The following is an 18,526-nucleotide window of genomic DNA, read 5'->3' on the forward strand; positions in this document are numbered from 1 at the left end:
AAATTAAGCATCTAAATCCCAAATGACTAATAATTAATTCGGGAAAGTCAATCATTTTGTGGCAAGAGCAAGTATTTTAAGCCCCCGGGTAAAAATGTAACGCAAACGTTTGTAATTGGTTGATTTTGGGCTTTAATATTTAATTATCACCCTGGTATAGGATGCCCATAATATTTAGGTAGATCGAAGTTATGCTTTGCTACTACATTTTAAGATCTGCACTAAAATTCGATCAGCATATGACTCACGAACTTATTATTTAAAAAAAACCACCATTCACAAAACCGGTTTAGCAAATTATTTATAACTTGGCACCAACCAATGGCTCAATAGCCACAACACTAATTTCCTGCTCAAAAATGAAACTTAAAAAAGGACAACTGATTTTATTACTGATCGCTGTTTTGCAGTCGGCTGCAATTTTTACTGCTAATGCTCAAATCACTAAAATCCCACACGGAATATTGGTAAAAGCAGGTGGGCAGCAAATAGGGTTATTAGCTGTTAAAGATGCAGCATTTTGTTTAAGCTTAAACGACTCTATAGCGCCATCCACCATTAAAAGTGTTTTTATTGACGAGAGCAACAAAGCTATGACGTCTTATACGGTGATTTCGTCGCCTCCGTCATACGGGATTAAAACATCGTATGGGAAATTGATGATTAATATTGATACCGAGGTATGGTCTTTATACGATGCTAACGGCCGGATGCTTATCCGTGACGGCATTTTTTCATCTACAGATACTTCGATAAAAATCACCCATACTACAGAAGGGGAGCTTTATGGCTCTGGAAATAAATCGACAAAAAAGCTTGAAAAAAACGAGTCTAATTCTTCTGCGGGAAATGGCGTTGCCGACATTCCCTATTTTTGGAATAGCGCAGGTTACAGTGCGTTTGGCGTTTCGGCAAATGACAATAACCCGGCAACCTGGAACCGGACCCAGAATAAGACGGCCTTAACCTGGACGTTTGCCGGGAAAACAGCAAATTTATATCTGTGGCCTGCCAAAACCATGTATGATGGTGCAAGCGGATATGTAAAGCTTATTGGGCGGCCCAAACTACCGCCAAGATGGGCATTTGGTTACCTGCAAAGCCAATGGGGTTGGGCCGACAGTGCTTATATAGCTAATGTTGAAACTAAATTCCGCACGCATAAATTGCCGGTAGATGCTTTTATCTTCGATTTTGAGTGGTACACCACCACACCTGATTATTCAGTAAAAAAAGAAGGTAAGGAAGGCTTTACCGATTTTACATTTAACCCCCAATTATTCCCCCACCCGGCCAAACAGATAGCCGAATTGAAAAGCCAGGGAATTAAATTTATTGGTATCCGTAAACCAAGGCTGGGAAATAACCTGCTGCTGGATACAGCCAGGAAAAACGGCTGGCTGATCAACCCGAAAACTGATAGCCGTGATCTGAACTTTAGCAATGCCGGGCTGCGAAAATGGTTCGAAGAAAAAACCAGGCCACTACTTAACGCAGGTGTTGATGCCTGGTGGGACGACGAAGGCGAATCTTATTATACCTGTTATTATTGGTGGAATACCGCCCAGCGCGACTTGCTGGCATCCGCCCGGCCAAATTATCGTCATTTTACACTAAACAGGTCATTTAGCCCGGGTAATCAGCGATTTGGCTATTGTACCTGGAGCGGCGATATTTATTCAACCTGGCCGTATTTGGCTGACGTGCCTAAGGACTTGCTTAATTTCAGCCTTGCAGGAATGTACTACGGTGCTTGCGACATTGGTGGCTTCCACGGCACACCAGCTAAAGAGCTGTTAGTCCGCTGGTTTCAGGCGGGCGTATTTTTCCCGATCATGCGCTCCCACTCCGATATTGGCACCACCGCGCGTTTCCCTTTTCTTTGGGGCAATGACGGCGAAGCAGCAATACGCAAAGCGCTTAACCTTCGCTATCAATTACTCCCCTATATTTATAGCCTGGGGCATGAGGCCTATAACACCGGCGCCCCTATTATGCGGCCATTGGTGATGGAGTTTCCAACAGATACAACCATTGCCAACATGACGGATGAATGGCTGGTTGGTAAGGGGTTATTGGCTGCGCCGGTATTGAATGAAGGTGGTAAACGGAAAATCTACTTCCCTAATGATACCTGGTATAACTACTATAGCGGCGATGTGATCAGAGGCCCGAAAACTATTGCAGTTGATAAGGCGCTCGATGAAATACCTGTATATGTTCGCGCAGGTACAATACTTCCGGTGGGTCCTGTTATTCAATATTCTGAACAAACTTCCAGTACTCCGCTTGAAATCCATATCTACCCCGGAAAAAACGGCAGCTTTAAAATGGTTGAGGATGATGATACATCCTACAATTATACCAAAGACGATACAAGAACAACAGCCTATTTTTGGAGCGATAAAACTAAAACATTGACCTGGAAGGTAAGTGGCCGTTATTCCGGTAAAAACGTCTATAAAACTATTAAAGCGGTTTTAGGGAAGAAAGAAAAGGTGGCAACTTTAGGCAAAAAAGGAAGCGTAGTTTTTAAATAATAAAATTATGCTCCACTTTGATATGATGAAAGGGAACCTAAAGACTGCAATGCAGCTAATAAATGGCTCTCGGTTATAGTTCTGTTGAAGCTATCCGGATAAAAAAAGCCTTTAACTTTTGTTAGAGGCTTTTTTGCGTTTATGTAGTCGGAGACTACAAGCATAGTCGTGCGAAGTTTGGAAACTTCGCACAGCGTGCGATTTCTGTTAGCGAAAAGTTTGAAGGTCAACAAACCGATAACAAATAAACCGTCAGATTTTTAAAAATCATAACTAATCCCACTCTGGAATATAAATGAATTTTGACGGTAGGAGATGTTAGGTTTCCGGTCGTTGAGCTTAGTAAGCCCGTCGAATGGTACTTTTTGATCTATATTAAATGTTTGCAGCTTTTGCATAAACGTATGGCCGGCTATAACATTTAATTTCCATCGCCGGGCAAGTTTAAGGTCGTAAATGAGGCCTGCACTATTCTGCTGCAAATGGATATATTGCTGTTCCTCACCCTCATTTAACCGGTACATACTTCCGTTTACTGCTGCTGTAATACCCAGTGATTGTATTTCTGATAGCTTATACTTTAAGGATGCTCTGACGGGTATAACGCCAGTTAAACTTAATTTGTTACTGATCGCCCAGTCGATATCAGGTATAGGCAGCAGGAACTTGCCGGAGTAGTTGCTGGTATAGGCGAGCGTGATACCATATTTGAAAGATTGACTGGGGCGAAAACCAATGCGTATACCGGCCGTATAAAGAATATCCCCGGCTGTGATACTTCGGTTAAAATCAGATCCTATGGTTGCCAAGCCTACAAATGAGATACTGGTGATGCTGGAAAGGGAATAGTTTGCCAACAAAGGAATGGTTATAGAGTGAAATTCATCACTGCCTATATTATGTTCGTTTGAAAGGAAAAGGCCCTGGTAACGGATGCCTGTCTTTATAAAAATGGGATGAGCTGCTGAAAAATCTTTATATAAGGGGATACCGATATCAACAATAGGTTGCTGCATTGTGAAAGTACTTCCGTTAACATCAACAGGCGATACAACATTACTTACAGTTACACCACCCAGCAATGGTGCAGTTGTTATAAATTTTTTGTGCATGCTAATGCTATCAACGTTTTGGCAATAGCTAAGTACAGGCAATAGCATGCTTATCAAGAATAAGCTCGTTTTCATTTTTGTTAAATGTTTTTTATGATTAAAAAATTGTCACGTTAGTGAGGATCGACTATCTCGATCAACTTCAGCATTATTTTGTTAAACTCTTTTCTTTCCACTTCTGTTAGCCCCGCTGCCAGTGCAGTGTTATACTTTTCAATTATAGTATCGCCCTGCATTGCCAGGCTTTCTCCTTTTGCTGTTAATTTCACACATGTTTTTCGCTTATCAACGGTGTCCTTAATAACTATAGCCATATCGTTTTTTACTAAAAAAGATATTGTTCTATTAACGGATGCTTTATCACGTCGCAGGTTTGAGCAGATAGCCTGTTGTGATACCCCTCCTGTGTAATATAGGCTTAGAAGAACCGGCACCTGGTCCATCTCGAGGGGAAATCCATGCTCACGAAAATTTTTATCACATCCTTTATACATGTTATTATAAAGACGGCCAATTTGTGCGACCAATATTGGCGGAACAGGAAGATCGTTTTTTTGAGTCATACAGCAAAGGTATAAAATTGGTTGATATATCAACCAATTTTATACCTTTTTTATTATTCTTTGTTGATTACATTTTGTGTCAATCGAAAAAATATGAAATAAAATTTGTGTCGTTATTTGGCGTCACGTATATTTGTCGTCAAATGACGGCATAATGATATTAAGACGAGATATTTTTCAGGCAATAGCCGACCCCACAAGAAGGGCAATCCTGGTTCTTCTTGCTTCACAAACCATTACAGCAGGTGCGATAGCCGATAATTTTGATGGCGCCAGGTCCACAATTTCCAAGCATATTCAAATACTAACCGAATGTGGATTGGTAGAATCAAACCAACTGGGCCGGGAGATTTATTATCAGATCAAAATCGATAAAATGAAAGAAATTGACCTTTGGATGGAACAATTACGCCTGATTTGGGAAGCCCGGTTTGATAACCTTGATAATTATATAACAAAAATTCAAAATGATAGAAATTATGGAAAGAACAGAAAATCGTGAAATGCAGATTACAAGAACATTTAAAGCTCCCATTGAATTGATGTGGGAGGTTTGGACCAGCCCCGAACATGTTATAAATTGGTGGGGGCCAAACGGATTCACCTCTACTATTCACAAAATGGATGTAAAAGAAGGTGGAGAATGGACATTGACAATGCACGGCCCAGATGGGACAGACTATGCAAACAGAAGCATTTTTAAGGAGATAGTTCCGTTTAAGAAAATTGTGTTTGAACACTTCAATCCGCATTTTATTGCTACAATTCTTTTTGAACCCAAAGGTGAAGAAACCCAAATGGATTGGTCTATGCTATTCGATACTGCAGAAATGCGTGAAACTATAATCAGGGTACATAAAGCTGATGACGGGCAAAAACAGAACATTGAAAAACTTGAAAAATATCTTGATCAAGTTAAATTCAATTTAAAAAAGTAGAAGTTTTGTGTAGTCGGAGACTACGAGCATAGTGGTACGAAGTTTTAAACTTCGTACAGCGGGTTAAGTTTCTTCTACTAATCACATAAGGTGTCATGCTGAGGCACTCGAAGCATGTGGGCAAAGGCTTCTACGCTTAGCTTTCGAGTACCCCAGGGTGGCACCCTTTTTTGAATATTACCTGTTTTCAATTATAATTGCATACCACCTGCAACTTCAATACGCTGCCCATTTACCCACCGGGCATCTTCGGTACATAAAAAGGCTACTACACCGCCAATATCCTCCGCAACGCCCGGCCTGCCTAAGGCGGTTACACTGCTCACCATTTTCTGTAGTTGTTCATCAGAGCGAAGATGCGCGTTACCAAAATCGGTCATGACAGCTCCAGGAGCCACAACATTAGCCCTGATCTTTCGCTCACCCAGTTCCTTCGCCAGGTATTTGGTAAATGTTTCCACCGCCGTTTTCAGTGAGGCATATACCGATGAGCCCGGTACTGTAACACGGGTAAGTCCGCTCGAAATATTTACAATGCCCCCGCCGTCATTTATCAGCGGTAAAAGCTTTTGGGTAAGAAAATAGACGCCTTTAAAATGGATGTTCATTAGCCCGTCAAAGAATTCTTCGGTTACCTCAGCAATGGGTGAATAACCACCAATACCGGCATTGTTGATTAGATAATCAATATGGCCGGTGTTAAAGGTATTGGTTAAAACATCTTTTAACCTTGCGGCGAAAGAGGCAAATGACTTAAGATCGCCAGTATTTAAGTGCAGTATGGCTGCTTTTTGCCCTTGTTTTTCAATTTGCGCAGCTACGTTTTGTGCAGCTTCTTCGTTGCTGTTATAAGTGAGTATGATATCTAATCCTTTCTCTGCCAGGCGTAAGGCCATGTCTTTTCCCAGTCCGCGGCTGCCGCCGGTTACCAGTGCTATTTTATTTTTATTTTCCATCTTGTAATTTTTTTACAAAGATGACAAGCAAAGCCCGATGCTTGTTTGTGTCAATCAATCCATTGTTTGTATAAATCAAATAACAATTCCTATGAGGTTCTACATCTGCTTCCGCGAGCTTCCAGCTCGTGGTGGCGCATGGTTTCAGTTTACAAACTGAACCATAAGAAAGAAGAGATTTTGTAAGTTTGCGACTACAAGTTGAGTAATATTAAATCAACCTGTACATATTATGCCTGATCAATCTGTTAAAAACATATACCTTTTAGGCTTAGGTGCGTTAGGCGGCCTTATTGCGGCAAAATTACATGATGCTTTCCCAGATTCAGTAAAAATAATTGCAGACCTAAAACGGCAGCAAACAATCCAGCAAACGGGACTAACCGTAAACGGTAAAACAATCTCCTTTCAATTTATTACCCCCAGCCATGGTCATGGCGAAGCTGACCTGGTAATTATAGCCGTAAAAAATGCCCAGCTCGCGCAGGCTATACAGGATATTAAAAGCTTTATTGGTGAAAATACGATAGTTATTTCTTTACTCAACGGTATATCCAGCGAAGAACTAATCGGCAACGGAATTGGCCATGAACATTTGCTGTATGCGTATGGTGTTGGGATGGATGCTGTTCGCGAAAGCTCGGAGATCCGTTATACCAATCCGGGTAAGATCGTATTTGGCGAAAAGGATAATCACGAACTATCAGACAGGGTTAAGTTTGTGAAAGAACTATTTGATAAGGCGCAGATCCCCTATAATGTCCCGGTTGATATGAACAAAGCGCTTTGGAGCAAGTTTATGATGAACACCGGCATAAACCAAGCCTCTGCCGTATTAAAAGCCCCATACGGTGCTTTTCAGTTACCGGGCGAGGCACGTGAGCTGATGCTGGCTGCAGCCGGGGAAGTAATGGAGCTTTCGGTCCATTACGGTGTAAATTTAACGCAGGCAGATGTGGATGATTTCCTGAAAATTCTGGGCACTTTAGATTCTGCGGGAAAAACTTCTATGCTACAGGATGTGGAAGCCGGACGGGAAACAGAAGTAGATTTATTTGCCGGTACTGTTTTAGCAATGGGTAAGCAATATAACCTGCAAGCTCCCGTAAACGAGATGCTGTACAAAAAGATTAAAAGCCTCAGGTAGCTGTGTGATTTAAATTGCGATTGTCCTAAAATCATCTTATTATTGCTTCCTGTTGAAGCGTTATGATATTTCGCGTTTAACAAAGGACAAACCGTACTCCAAATACCCCTTTTACCTATTTTACCAATAAATGAATCAAGTTCCTGCTCAACTCGAAACTAAAAGTCATTATGAAATCCTCGACGGCCTGCGTGGCGTAGCTGCCATTTTGGTTGTTACCTTTCATATTTTTGAAGCTTATGCAAACGATAATCGTTTCACTCAAATGATTAATCACGGTTATCTGGCGGTTGATTTCTTTTTCCTGCTGTCGGGTTTTGTGGTGGCTTATGCTTATGATGACCGTTGGGGAAAAATGACCCAATGGGACTTTTATAAACGCCGCCTGATCCGTTTACAGCCAATGGTTATTATGGGTACCATCATAGGTGCACTGCTTTTTTATTTTCAGGGTGGTACGCTTTTTCCGATCATCAACCAAATACCGGTTTGGAAAATGCTGCTAGTTATGCTGGTTGGTTTCACCATGATCCCGCTTACACCGGGCCTGGATATCCGTGGCTGGCAGGAAATGCACCCGCTGAATGGCCCGGCATGGTCGTTGTTTTTTGAATACATCGCTAATATTCTGTATGCGCTGATATTCCGTAAATTCTCTAAAACATTGCTGAGCATATTTGTAGTAATATTCGCTTTACTGCTGATCCACTATACCGTAATGGGGCCACAGGGCGATGTTATTGGTGGTTGGAGCGTTGATAAAACCCAGCTTAATATTGGCTTTACGCGTTTGCTTTATCCATTTTTTGCAGGCATGCTATTATGCCGGGTTGGAAAGCTGATACATATTAAATGGGCCTTTGCTGTTTGCAGCCTCATGATAGTTATTATACTTTTTATGCCGAGGATCGGCGGCCCTGAGCATCTCTGGATGAACGGTTTGTATGAATCATTCTGCATTATTATTCTTTTCCCGCTGATCGTGTCCATAGGCGCGGGTGGTAAAATAAAGAGCAAGTCGGGTATTAAAGTTTGCAAGTTTTTTGGCGATATCTCTTATCCTATTTACATCACGCATTACCCACTCATATACCTTTACACCGCCTGGGTGGTGGATAATAAGGTACCAATGGCGTATGGTATTTGGGTTGGATTGGGAGTGCTTATTCTTGCCGTTACCATTGCCTACGCCTGCCTTAAGCTTTATGATGAGCCGGTGCGTGAATGGCTCAGGAAACGTTATCTGGTTAAAAAGGCTTAGTAAATTCGTGGCGTGTTGGAGATAACACCAACATGGTGCGGGTGTTTTTCATCAGGTAGTCTGAAGACTACAAGCATATTAGTGCGATTTAGAAACTTCACACAACGAGATTTTTAAATCCCTCCCACGGGAGGGGTGTGATTGGGTTTGAAGTGGCAGGGAGGGGTTTAAAAATCAAATAAACTACTAAACCCCACCCTTCCCCGCCCCAAGGCGGGAATCGCATGAGGCCAATGCTTCCTTTTCCTATCTCCCGGCCACCTGTAGTGACGCCAACAAGGCAAAAACAAAATAAATCCGAAATCGAACATCCAAATTCCGAAATTACCTCAGCCAACCCACGCTTGTCAAAAACTCTATCAAATGCGGATCATTGGCTGCTGTGGGTGGTATCCATATACTGATCTGCTCACGGTTCCACTAGCGGCCCTGAGGATTGCCCGGTTTTGCAAAGAAGTAGCGGTAAAGCACAGCTCTTATAAATCGTGGTGGTTTATTAGGAAAGGGATTGCCTGCAAATAAGCTTACAGCGCCAGGATCGTTGTGCAGCAGCTTCCACACCAGGTTATAAGTCCAGGGGTATTCATCCGGCGATGACATGGCCGCGAACCACATCTGCCAGTCGAGCCGTAACTGGTAGGGCGCTATCTGTGGTGGCCGCTCATCAAGCGAAACCGGCAGGCCTTTGTATATATAAGGTTTCCAGGTGGCATTATCGCCGGGATTATCATCTGATGTTCCTTCAAATACCACATTAAAATGCTGCTGGCCCACGCTGCCGAAAGCGCCGTAAGTATTCACAAGGTCCAACGGGTCGAATGAAGTATTCATGATCTGCACAGGCGACAACATATTAATTACAGGTTGTATACTTAGCAGGGCAACAATAACCGTAATGCTCCATGCGGTGGTGAGCATAGGTGTGGATGTTTTAGCATTATCAGCGGCTATCTGTGCCTTATTAACCAGTTTTTCAGGAAATAGTTTCGCCCAAAAGCTATCATCAAAGCAAGCCAGCGCAGGTACAACGGTAAGCCAGTTTAGGAACGAAAGGTTGCCGCTAAGGATGAGGGTAAGCTGGAATAGTATGATCACCCCTCCGGCAATGTGCCGTGCAAGTCTCGGCCAAAACACAAACCATGGTGCAATAAGTTCTGCCAGCCAATTAAACCATACGCCTGTTTTCAATACTATCCGCGGCAAAAAATGAAACCACCTGCTCAGCGGACCGGGGATGGGTTGCGTTTCAAAGTGATAATACAGCGCGGTAGCGTTGCGCCATACCTTATCGCCCCGGAATTTGATCAGCCCGGCACCAAGCATAATACGAAAGGTAAGCCATCGAAATAAAACAATAATGGGCATGGGCGGCGCATAGCGTGGAAATGGTCGCATATCCAGCAGCGGGCAAAGAAAAATAGCCAGAAAACCTGTTTCGGTAAGCTGGATCTCCCAGCCGTAGCCATACCAATCCTGTCCGGCATGCACAAACGACAGGTACAGAAACCATAATACACCAAGTAAGGGCGCATTAGCGTAACCTGCCACAACTATGCATGACAATACAAAGCCCACCCACGCGAATATTAATAAAGCTGTATCTGAATGCCAAAACCAGAATATGGAGGGCAGGCGCACAAAGCCGGTAGTAGACCCTATTGAATCGCTGATCTCTTTAAAATATAGATCAACCGGGAGTAATCCGTTTGCGCCAATTAAAGGAACGATCTGGTTAATGGTTACCAGGAAAGCAACTGCGTAAACTACACCCAGCAAACGCAGGATCACAAAGCGTGTGAGCCAATAGGTTGAAGTGTTTGTTGCTTCCATTTGCTTTCCTTAATTTAGGTATAATGTTCATTAATAGTACATTAAATGTAGGAAGATGGTTTTGTGGAAAATTAGGATTTATGGTTAGATTAAAGAGAGCAGAAAATAAGTTCTCTACAAGTATTGGATATGGGTGTCACCCTGAGCGATAGTCGAAGGGTGAGCGCAGAGGCCTTTGCCCGCATACTTCGACTACCGCTCAGTATGACACCCTTTTTTAATCTTCAAAATAGATCAATATGTGTGTAGTTAACCAGTCGCATTTACCCCCAAAACACCTCAGTAGAGGCCACCAAAGCCGGCAATTCCAGCTTCGGTTCTACCTCCAAACCACTTGCCTCCAATTCATCGGCAAATTTTTTAAATGATGTAAGCGACATCAAAAACTGGTGCGCTTCTTCATTTTCAAACTGGTCGAAGTGCATGAAGGTTTTTCCATCCGGCAGTAAATAAGTACTGTATTTAATACCCGGATGATTGAGCTGCTTTAACTCATTTACCACCCCCTTAATGTTCTCCTGGTTAGTGGCAGCGTATTCCTTTGTGGTGGTGTACTGAACCCTGACTATTTTCATGATGATGATCTTTTATGTAAAGATAATAAAGCTATCATTCATACAAATACCTTAAAAGGCCTCATTCAAATTGAGGAAGAAGCCTTTGTTGCCAAACCTCCCGAAGGCATAATCAAGCGCCAAATTGGTACGGGTTGCTTTGTTGAACAGCACGCGTAAGCCTGCGCCATAACCCGGTTGAAATACCTGGAATATTTTAGTGCCCTGTTCGTCATTGCCGGTTTGCAAATTGCCGAAAGCCACGCCGCTGATAAATTTGTTGGCCAATATCGGGAAGCGGAATTCAGCCTCGGTATCATTAAACTCTGTGCCTTTAAAGTATTGGGTGGTGTAGCCCCTGCCGCTCCGGAAAGTACCATCGCGGGCTGTACCCGGCAGCTCAAGATAAGGGATGGTGCCGCTTAGCAGGTACGAGCCCCAGTTCCATAGGGCAAACACTGTTTCGGGGTTTTCTTCTGATAAACTGATGTATTTCCTGATATCGGTAGTAAATTGTACCGCATTTTTTGTACTGCCTATCCAGGTTTGGTTGATCCTGAAGCCGGCATCAAAATAAATGCCTTTGTAGGCCCGGTTTGGGTTATCTCGCGTGGTATACTCCACATTAAACAGAAAGCCGTTTGCCGAATAATGGTCCTGTGGTAAGTCGTGCTGCGTATTATATACACCGGATGGAGTTGAATGGTCGGTACTGTCCTTGTTTTGAATATCCCTCCTGATATCAAACGACATGCCTGCGCCCAGGAAAAGCCCTTTAGATATCTCCTTATAAGCCTTTTCCCTAACCTGGAAAAAATAGGAATGGATAGGATAAACCTTATGAGTAGGGTCTTCCAGTATCTTAGCAAGATCATTGGTTGTGGACAGGTCGCGGCCTATTCCGACGCCATAATCAGGCGTTACCGTTTTTGAAACTACCAGGCTGCCCTGAAAATTCCATTTATTGGCATTAGTAAATATATTATGGTTGAGGTAAAAGTAAATGATGCCTTTACTGGTAATAGATGCTGATGTTGCGCCAACCGAAAGCAGTGTACTTGGGTCGGTACCTAATCGCCTGCCAGCCACGGCTTTAATACCTATCTGCGCACCAATGGTTGGATTTGCCGCTATATTTGGTACAACTGTAATACCTGAGCCATGGTGCAAAGTATCGGCCTTTTTATGCGGGTGGATAATATTGCGGGTTAAATCGCCAAAATCATATTGCTTGTTGATGTTGTAGGAGCGCGATGGCATTTTTTTAACTACTTCGGGATGCAGTGAATCCGCTTTAAGTGAATCGGCAGGAACAGTTTGACTATAGGCAAATCCCCCAATATTGATAAACAAGGACAAGAACAGGAATTTCAATAAAGAAGGCTTTTTGTAAACGGAGTTAAACTGCACTGTTATGGTATAAATTTTGAATATCTAACTATTAATTAGCTTTTAAACCCATATACAGGGTAAATGTTTTGCAGGTGTTATTCCTGATAGCGTTGAGTTTTAATTGTTTTGATTTGAAATTTGCAAATGATGGATTGATTTTCGCAAACCGTTAACCTGCTTTTCTACTCATCTTTGTTTCACAAGATAATTAAAAAGCACCAAATGAATTTATCAGGAAACACCATATTAATAACCGGCGGAACATCGGGCATAGGCCTTGCTTTTGCCGAAGAATTTATAAAGGAAGGCAGTAAAGTGATCATAACCGGTCGCCGGGCCGATAGATTGGAAGCTATCAAAAGCCGCCTGCCTGAAATCATCACCAAAGTATCTGACGTTGCCGATGCTGCGCAAAGGGTTGAACTGGCTGCCTGGATCAGCGAGAATCATCCGGATACCAATATCCTGATCAACAATGCCGGTGTGCAATTGATCACCGATTTTAAAAAGAGTATCGACTTAAATAGAATAGGTTCAGAAATTGAAACCAATCTTACTGCCCCGGTTCATCTCACTTCGTTGTTTGTTCCTCATTTAAGCGGGAAAAAAGATGCGGCCATTATTAATGTTACTTCCGGCCTGGCGTTTGTGCCTATTGCCATGATGGCAATTTACTGCGCCACAAAAGCAGCTATGCATTCCTTAACCCTATCGCTGCGTTATCAGCTTGCCGAAACCGGTATAAAGGTGTATGAAATTATCCCGCCATCAGTTGATACCGAGCTTGGGCACGACAGGCGCGAAGATAAAAGCCAATCGCATGGCGGAATTCCGGTTGCAGAGTTTATTGAAGGCGCAATGGCGGCTCTGAAAAATGATGAATATGAAGCGGCGGTAGGCATGTCGGCCGGGTTACGTACAAGACGGGAAGAGGTGCTGGAGCAGTTGAATAGTATGTTTGCCGGATAATAATTGTTTAAGGAAATTTATCTTTTATTAAAATACCCCAAAACCGGGTAAGCGATTATTACCCGGCTCTCCATTATGATCGCGTAACATACCTTATTGCTTAACAGGAATTGCTTTTTTAATAATAAGGTTGAATTTTTTGGTGTCGAGGCTTTTTGTTTGCGCAGAATCTGTTACTACCGGTTTATATTTTCCGGCTTCAATATTCTGTTTTACCTGCAATGTTTCCTGCGATTGCGGGTCGGCCTCCAGTACCTTTTGTACAATTTGCATTGATTGTTCTTTTTTATCTACCGAGGCAAGCGCTTTAGCAATAACCAGGCTCGATGTTGCATCGGTATAAACAGGCTGTTTTATGTTTTTTAATGTCCCAATAATTTGCCGTGTTACGGCAGTGTTTGGTTGGCCCTTATTGGCATCTATGGCTGCCAGACAGGTATTTAATTGTGTTATGCTTTTATTAAAATTGTTTTTTATAGCAACCTGTTTTTCTATCCCTGTTTTTAAATTGATCGCCGATTGCATGTTGGGGTTGATAGCTAAGGTTTTTTGATTGTACCGGGTGGCATCAGTATATTTTCCGAGGGCGTAATATGCTTTGGATATAGCATTAAGCGCTACGGTATCTTTGGTGGCACGGGTGGTATCAAAAGCAGCTACCGATTTTTCCAGTTTCACCTGCAATGTGGTATCTGCGGGATTTTTGGCTAATGAGTCGGCTGTTTTTTGTATTTCAACTGTACCATTAGAATAGCTAATTGATTTTATGGTTGACCACCCGATCATTATAATCGGGAACAAAAAAAATGGTAATAATGAGGTAATGCTTTTGCCTTTTATAACATCCCAAATGAGTAAGAAAATCAGTACAAGAAACAATATGCTCCCGCCTATCATCAAAATTACTTCGTATAAATAAAGACCTTGCAGCATGGTAATGATTTTGTGATAATCAAATAATGGCGGTAAAAGTTTTTATGGGTTTTAATCTAGATTAATAAATATTGCCTTATAGGTTATAGTTTAACTCTAAGTAACATAAAAAATCTGATAATCAAGTATTTGTTTTGAATGTTTTGATATGCAAGCTTTATGGATGATAAGATGAATAAGATCCCCAAAGATGAAGATGTGTTAATACTGAGATTGAGGTACTGTAGTCGGAGACTACAGGCATAGTTAATCCGAAGTTTGGAAACTTCGGATAGCGGGGTAAATTAGTATATCATTACCTTGTGTTATTATTAAAATAGTCATGATCGAAAAATTTAAGCTTGTTTATTCCTGAAAAGTAAAAAACTGGTTATAGCCATATATAAGGCCGTTAACCCGTGGATGAGCAAATGCTGTATATCGCCGGCTCCATTGGTGGCCAGTACAATTGCGCAATCGGTTGCCGGTATAATAATGGCGGCGGTAAATACGCAGGCTGTGGCAAAGCGCATCCGCATCAATAAAAATGGTAAAAGCACCAGGCCCGAAAATATATCGCGTATCCCTTTTATTCTCCCAAACGGAAAATCCTTTGCATTGGCAAAGGGTATCCCATAGCCATCAGCGCCTGCTGCCGGGTTAATAATAAAGCGGAGGCCTACAAAAATAATTCCGGCTGCTATGAGCAGGGTCATCCAATAGGATGCGGAGCGGGTGCCCCAAGGTGTAATTTCATTAATTGTTTTCATGTGTTATTATATTTTAATAACACAAAATTCTATAATCAAAAACCGGCGTTCATGCACCCAGGTTAATTAATGCTTGCCGGCCATACGATTTCGGATACGGCTCAATGATTGCGGCTTAACACCTACGTAGGAGGCAATATAATATTGGGGTATCCTTTGGCTGATATCCGGGTAACTTGCAATAAATTTTTGATAGCGTATCTCTGGCGGATCGATATACAATGATCTTATCTGGTTAATCGCCTGTACAAAAACATATTCAATACCCAGGCGGCCAAATCTTTCGCCATGCTCAACATCCCTGTAAAATGTTTGCAGATCAGATTGATTGATCACATATAAAATCGTGTCTTCCAGTGCCTGTATGCTTACAAAGGATGCCGTTTGTGGTAAAAAACTCATATAATCGCACACAAAGTCGCCTTCTTTGTTAAAATAATTGGTTTTTTCCTCTTTGTCATCAGTGGCGTAATAGCGTACCAGCCCGGTCTCAATAAATGCCACGTAACGGCAAACATTACCCGCTTCAAGCAGGTGCTCGCCTTTGCTCAATGTCTTTTTACGGAATAATTGATGTACTACTTCTTCATCATCAGTGGAAAGAGGTATATAACTCCGTATCGCGTTTAACAAACTTTGCATCTTTAAAATTACTTATTGCTAATAATAAGCATGGCATATCAATGTATTTTTTTAAGATATTAAACCTATTGGCGATGTCGTTACATTGCCCGCCAATCATCCTTAGTTCGTATATTCGAACCAATAACAATCTTTATAAGCACCCGTGACTATCAACAAACTCTTCGCCAACTTTGATAACTACCTGCCGCTTAATGAAGCTGAGCGGGCAGAGCTTGCGAGTCGGGTTACCGAAAGGATAATAAGACGCAGGCAATTCATTTTGCAGGAGGGTGATATCTGCAAGCATTATACCTTTGTTGCTGAAGGCTGCTTTAAAATATTCCATGTTGATAAAAAGGGCGTTAAACATAACCTGCAGTTTGTTGCTGAAAATGACTGGATAATGGAACTCGACAGTTTTTATACCGATAAACCAAGCCGGGTTTATATTGAAGCCATTGAGCCATCCGTTATTTTGCAGATAAAAAAGGAAGACCTGTTTTATTTGTTCACCAATATCCCCAAGTTCGACAGGAATTTCCGGGTGATTGTAGAGAACCGGTATGTAGAGCTGGAGAATCGCATACTACAGGCCATCAGTTCAACCGCCGAGGAACGTTACCTGAGTTTTTTAGATCATTACCCCGAGTTATCACAACGATTACCTGGTACGCAAATAGCCTCCTATTTGGGCATCACGCCTGAATTTTTAAGCAAGATCCGTAAAGATATCTCCAGAAAGCACTAGTGTCGTGTAAATCATAAAATGTCGCTAGTCATGAGCCTAAAGTCATGAGTCAAAAGAACGAATCTGACTTACGACTTTGGACTTACGACTAATGACTTTACATCAGCATCCTTAAACTACATTAAGGGTATTTCTTAAGCTATATTATAGGCTGCGGCCCCGCATAACAGCCACCTTTGCATTGTAAATAAAACGAAAAACAAGCAATGGAAGATATAACAGCACGCAGGGGAAAATTTAACCAATTAGGCAGCATTTATCCTAAGCAAGCATCAGTAAAAACGGGACATGTTATTATAAACGGGGTAAGCTGCTACTGGCTCACACCTGAAAAACCGGCACCCAACAAAATAGTTATTCACCTGCATGGCGGGGCTTTTGCGGTGGGCTCTATCCAGTCGCATGAAAGTATGCTTACGCACTTCGCGCATAAACTGCAAACCAAAGTCCTGTTTGTTGATTATGCCTTAGCGCCCGAGCTCCCGTATCCAAACGCGCTGAATGATGTGATGAATGTATATACCGCGTTAATTGCCCAATATCCCGGTTATAAAGTTGATTTTATTGGCGATAGCGCGGGCGCCGGTCTAATCGTATCCGCTGTAGGCGAAATACTTAAAAAGCACATCCAACTGCCAAACGCTGCCGTATTTATTTCGCCGTGGATCAGTCTGCATTGCGATAACCCATCGCATGAGGATAACCGGGCTATAGATCCTATCCTTAGCCGGGAATATTTAAAAAGTTCGGCAAAGGATTATATAGGCAATATCCCTATTGAAATTGTAAGCCCTGAAAATGTGGAACTGAGCGCATTCCCCCCGGTACTGATCATGGTAGGCACTAATGAGATCCTGCAGGATGACAGTATTAACTTTTACAACAGCATAAAGGCCATTCAGCCCGCCGCTAAGCTCTCCATTTATGAAAACCAGGTGCATGTATGGATGTTGACAGGTATGCCGTCAGCAGCATCGCAACAAGCGTTAACAGAGATTAAAGAATTTTTAAACTAATTACAATGATGAAAGCAGCAGTAACAACAAAGGCAGGCAAGCCTAATGTTATACAGATACAGGAAAAACCAATACCAGCAGTACAAAACGGTTGGGTATTAATTAAGATAAAAGCCTTTGGGATAAACAGGTCAGAGATATTTACCCGGCAGGGCGATTCGCCCAATGTGAAATTCCCGAGGGTACAGGGCATTGAATGTGTGGGCGAAGTGGAAAATGACCCATCCGGCACATACAAAAAAGGCCAGAAGGTAGCAGCGATAATGGGCGGCATGGGCCGCGATTTTGACGGTGGCTACGCGGAGTATGCGGCATTGCCACTGGCAATTGTGTTTCCTTTTGAAAGCAAACTGCCATGGGAAACTTTGGGCGCGATACCCGAAATGTTCCAGACCGTATCGGGCTCATTAAACGAGGCATTGGAGGTTAAAAAGGGTGAAACATTGCTTATCCGCGGCGGCACTTCATCTATCGGGATGCTGGCCTGCCAGTTAGCCAAGCACTATGGCTTAACTGTAATAGCCACTACCCGTAATGCTGACAAGGAAGCGCTCCTGAAAAGCAATGGCGCCGATCATGTTTTAGTTGATGATGGCGATATCAGTTCAAAACTAAAAAGCATTTACCCACAAGGCGTTGATAACGTACTTGAACTCATCGGTATTACTACACTTAAAGATTCGCTAAAATGCGTACGCCCAAGGGGAGTGGTGTGTATGACAGGCATACTCGGCGGTCAGTGGACCATGAAGGAGTTCACCCCAATGGGCGATATCCCCTCCCTGGCCCGCCTAACCGTTTACATGGGTGATGCTGCTAATTTAAGCGACACCCTGCTCCAGGATTTTATCAATGCTGTTGAAGCTGGCGAAATAAGTTTAAATATTAGTAAGGTATTTAAGCTCGATGATATAGTTAAAGCCCATGAATTGATGGAAAGTAACCAGGCGGGCGGCAAAATAGTAGTTGTAAGTTAGTAATCATGAGTCGACAGTCTTTAGTCCTAAATCTAAATGTTATTTTTTTGACTTGATACCATAGGTGTTCGGAAGATTAAAAAAGGGAGTCATGCTGAGGCACTCGAAGCATGCGGGCAAAGGCCTTTACGCTTACCCCACGCTCAATATTCGTAAGAAAATAAGTCTTCCGAACACCAGTGGACTTTAGACTTAGGACTCTCGACTTTAGACTCAA

General features: G+C 42.4%; 18 protein-coding genes. 9 read left to right on the forward strand and 9 right to left on the reverse strand.

Translation table 11 applies throughout. The features are described 5' to 3' along the window. Positions 1 to 359 precede the first annotated feature (359 nt). A complete protein-coding gene (locus tag BLU33_RS23670) occupies positions 360 to 2,540 on the forward strand; it encodes a glycoside hydrolase family 31 protein (protein WP_091379327.1) in 2,181 nt (726 codons plus the stop codon). A gap of 260 nt (positions 2,541 to 2,800) precedes the next feature. On the opposite strand, the gene BLU33_RS23675 is transcribed toward BLU33_RS23670, so the two are convergent. Then, positions 2,801 to 3,727 carry a DUF6268 family outer membrane beta-barrel protein gene (locus tag BLU33_RS23675; RefSeq protein ID WP_091379331.1) on the reverse strand — a complete coding sequence of 309 codons (927 nt, stop codon included), beginning with the start codon at positions 3,725 to 3,727 and terminating at the stop codon, positions 2,801 to 2,803. 38 nt (positions 3,728 to 3,765) lie between these two features. Beyond that, positions 3,766 to 4,215 carry a MarR family winged helix-turn-helix transcriptional regulator gene (locus BLU33_RS23680; protein ID WP_091379334.1) on the reverse strand — a complete coding sequence of 150 codons (450 nt, stop codon included), beginning with the start codon at positions 4,213 to 4,215 and terminating at the stop codon, positions 3,766 to 3,768. Between the two features lie 154 nt (positions 4,216 to 4,369). On the opposite strand from BLU33_RS23680, the gene BLU33_RS23685 reads away from it, so the two are divergent. Together BLU33_RS23685 and BLU33_RS23690 are read left to right on the forward strand one after the other, a co-directional pair. After that, positions 4,370 to 4,717 carry an ArsR/SmtB family transcription factor gene (locus tag BLU33_RS23685; RefSeq protein ID WP_091379337.1) on the forward strand — a complete coding sequence of 116 codons (348 nt, stop codon included), beginning with the start codon at positions 4,370 to 4,372 and terminating at the stop codon, positions 4,715 to 4,717. Beyond that, positions 4,695 to 5,153, forward strand: a complete 459-nt coding sequence (locus BLU33_RS23690; protein ID WP_091380948.1) for an SRPBCC family protein — start codon at positions 4,695 to 4,697, stop codon at positions 5,151 to 5,153. Before BLU33_RS23685 ends, BLU33_RS23690 begins: the two co-directional genes overlap by 23 nt. Before the next feature lie 191 nt (positions 5,154 to 5,344). On the opposite strand, the gene BLU33_RS23695 is transcribed toward BLU33_RS23690, so the two are convergent. After that, positions 5,345 to 6,109: an SDR family NAD(P)-dependent oxidoreductase gene (locus BLU33_RS23695; protein WP_091379340.1), complete on the reverse strand. Its 765-nt coding sequence runs from the start codon at positions 6,107 to 6,109 to the stop codon at positions 5,345 to 5,347. A 232-nt stretch (positions 6,110 to 6,341) separates the two neighbouring features. Between BLU33_RS23695 and BLU33_RS23700 the strand changes: the two genes are divergently transcribed. Further along, on the forward strand, positions 6,342 to 7,256 hold the full coding sequence (locus tag BLU33_RS23700) for a ketopantoate reductase family protein (protein ID WP_091379343.1): 915 nt from the start codon (positions 6,342 to 6,344) through the stop codon (positions 7,254 to 7,256). Positions 7,257 to 7,386: 130 nt separating this feature from the next. Beyond that, positions 7,387 to 8,517, forward strand: a complete 1,131-nt coding sequence (locus tag BLU33_RS23705; protein WP_091379346.1) for an acyltransferase family protein — start codon at positions 7,387 to 7,389, stop codon at positions 8,515 to 8,517. Positions 8,518 to 8,937: 420 nt separating this feature from the next. On the opposite strand, the gene BLU33_RS23715 is transcribed toward BLU33_RS23705, so the two are convergent. The 3 genes from BLU33_RS23715 to BLU33_RS23725 form a co-directional block, all read right to left on the reverse strand. Beyond that, positions 8,938 to 10,347, reverse strand: coding sequence for a lipase maturation factor family protein (locus BLU33_RS23715; RefSeq protein WP_197684537.1), 1,410 nt, complete (start codon positions 10,345 to 10,347; stop codon positions 8,938 to 8,940). A 263-nt stretch (positions 10,348 to 10,610) separates the two neighbouring features. Beyond that, positions 10,611 to 10,922, reverse strand: a complete 312-nt coding sequence (locus BLU33_RS23720; RefSeq protein WP_091379353.1) for a hypothetical protein — start codon at positions 10,920 to 10,922, stop codon at positions 10,611 to 10,613. A 51-nt stretch (positions 10,923 to 10,973) separates the two neighbouring features. Beyond that, a complete protein-coding gene (locus BLU33_RS23725; RefSeq protein ID WP_091379356.1) occupies positions 10,974 to 12,311 on the reverse strand; it encodes a BamA/TamA family outer membrane protein in 1,338 nt (445 codons plus the stop codon). A 204-nt stretch (positions 12,312 to 12,515) separates the two neighbouring features. Between BLU33_RS23725 and BLU33_RS23730 the strand changes: the two genes are divergently transcribed. Next, on the forward strand, positions 12,516 to 13,262 hold the full coding sequence (locus BLU33_RS23730; RefSeq protein ID WP_091379361.1) for an SDR family oxidoreductase: 747 nt from the start codon (positions 12,516 to 12,518) through the stop codon (positions 13,260 to 13,262). Positions 13,263 to 13,355: 93 nt separating this feature from the next. Here BLU33_RS23730 and BLU33_RS23735 read toward each other — a convergent pair whose 3' ends face one another. From BLU33_RS23735 to BLU33_RS23745, 3 genes are all read right to left on the reverse strand, one after another. Beyond that, positions 13,356 to 14,195, reverse strand: coding sequence for a hypothetical protein (locus BLU33_RS23735; protein WP_091379364.1), 840 nt, complete (start codon positions 14,193 to 14,195; stop codon positions 13,356 to 13,358). A gap of 335 nt (positions 14,196 to 14,530) precedes the next feature. After that, positions 14,531 to 14,944, reverse strand: a complete 414-nt coding sequence (locus BLU33_RS23740) for a DUF4267 domain-containing protein (RefSeq protein WP_091379367.1) — start codon at positions 14,942 to 14,944, stop codon at positions 14,531 to 14,533. Between the two features lie 66 nt (positions 14,945 to 15,010). Beyond that, positions 15,011 to 15,586, reverse strand: a complete 576-nt coding sequence (locus BLU33_RS23745) for a Crp/Fnr family transcriptional regulator (protein WP_091379370.1) — start codon at positions 15,584 to 15,586, stop codon at positions 15,011 to 15,013. Positions 15,587 to 15,731: 145 nt separating this feature from the next. On the opposite strand from BLU33_RS23745, the gene BLU33_RS23750 reads away from it, so the two are divergent. From BLU33_RS23750 to BLU33_RS23760, 3 genes are all read left to right on the forward strand, one after another. Beyond that, a complete protein-coding gene (locus BLU33_RS23750) occupies positions 15,732 to 16,316 on the forward strand; it encodes a Crp/Fnr family transcriptional regulator (RefSeq protein WP_091379373.1) in 585 nt (194 codons plus the stop codon). Positions 16,317 to 16,522: 206 nt separating this feature from the next. Further along, positions 16,523 to 17,332, forward strand: coding sequence for an alpha/beta hydrolase (locus BLU33_RS23755; RefSeq protein ID WP_091379377.1), 810 nt, complete (start codon positions 16,523 to 16,525; stop codon positions 17,330 to 17,332). Positions 17,333 to 17,337: 5 nt separating this feature from the next. Next, positions 17,338 to 18,309 (forward strand): zinc-binding alcohol dehydrogenase family protein, encoded by a 972-nt coding sequence (locus BLU33_RS23760; RefSeq protein ID WP_232009348.1) that lies wholly within the window; start codon positions 17,338 to 17,340, stop codon positions 18,307 to 18,309. Positions 18,310 to 18,526: the final 217 nt, after the last annotated feature.

Source organism: Mucilaginibacter mallensis (assembly GCF_900105165.1).
Lineage (GTDB): Bacteria > Bacteroidota > Bacteroidia > Sphingobacteriales > Sphingobacteriaceae > Mucilaginibacter > Mucilaginibacter mallensis.

Bases quoted from the DNA above. Each gene is read 5' to 3' on its own strand.
- BLU33_RS23690 (WP_091380948.1), top strand. From the start codon at position 4,695: ATGGAAAGAACAGAAAATCGTGAAATGCAGATTACAAGAACATTTAAA.
- BLU33_RS23670 (WP_091379327.1), top strand. From the start codon at position 360: ATGAAACTTAAAAAAGGACAACTGATTTTATTACTGATCGCTGTTTTG.
- BLU33_RS23740 (WP_091379367.1), bottom strand. From the start codon at position 14,944: ATGAAAACAATTAATGAAATTACACCTTGGGGCACCCGCTCCGCATCC.
- BLU33_RS23705 (WP_091379346.1), top strand. From the start codon at position 7,387: ATGAATCAAGTTCCTGCTCAACTCGAAACTAAAAGTCATTATGAAATC.
- BLU33_RS23745 (WP_091379370.1), bottom strand. From the start codon at position 15,586: ATGCAAAGTTTGTTAAACGCGATACGGAGTTATATACCTCTTTCCACT.
- BLU33_RS23680 (WP_091379334.1), bottom strand. From the start codon at position 4,215: ATGACTCAAAAAAACGATCTTCCTGTTCCGCCAATATTGGTCGCACAA.
- BLU33_RS23685 (WP_091379337.1), top strand. From the start codon at position 4,370: ATGATATTAAGACGAGATATTTTTCAGGCAATAGCCGACCCCACAAGA.
- BLU33_RS23700 (WP_091379343.1), top strand. From the start codon at position 6,342: ATGCCTGATCAATCTGTTAAAAACATATACCTTTTAGGCTTAGGTGCG.
- BLU33_RS23715 (WP_197684537.1), bottom strand. From the start codon at position 10,347: ATGGAAGCAACAAACACTTCAACCTATTGGCTCACACGCTTTGTGATC.
- BLU33_RS23695 (WP_091379340.1), bottom strand. From the start codon at position 6,109: ATGGAAAATAAAAATAAAATAGCACTGGTAACCGGCGGCAGCCGCGGA.
- BLU33_RS23735 (WP_091379364.1), bottom strand. From the start codon at position 14,195: ATGCTGCAAGGTCTTTATTTATACGAAGTAATTTTGATGATAGGCGGG.
- BLU33_RS23675 (WP_091379331.1), bottom strand. From the start codon at position 3,727: ATGAAAACGAGCTTATTCTTGATAAGCATGCTATTGCCTGTACTTAGC.
- BLU33_RS23730 (WP_091379361.1), top strand. From the start codon at position 12,516: ATGAATTTATCAGGAAACACCATATTAATAACCGGCGGAACATCGGGC.
- BLU33_RS23760 (WP_232009348.1), top strand. From the start codon at position 17,338: ATGATGAAAGCAGCAGTAACAACAAAGGCAGGCAAGCCTAATGTTATA.
- BLU33_RS23755 (WP_091379377.1), top strand. From the start codon at position 16,523: ATGGAAGATATAACAGCACGCAGGGGAAAATTTAACCAATTAGGCAGC.
- BLU33_RS23720 (WP_091379353.1), bottom strand. From the start codon at position 10,922: ATGAAAATAGTCAGGGTTCAGTACACCACCACAAAGGAATACGCTGCC.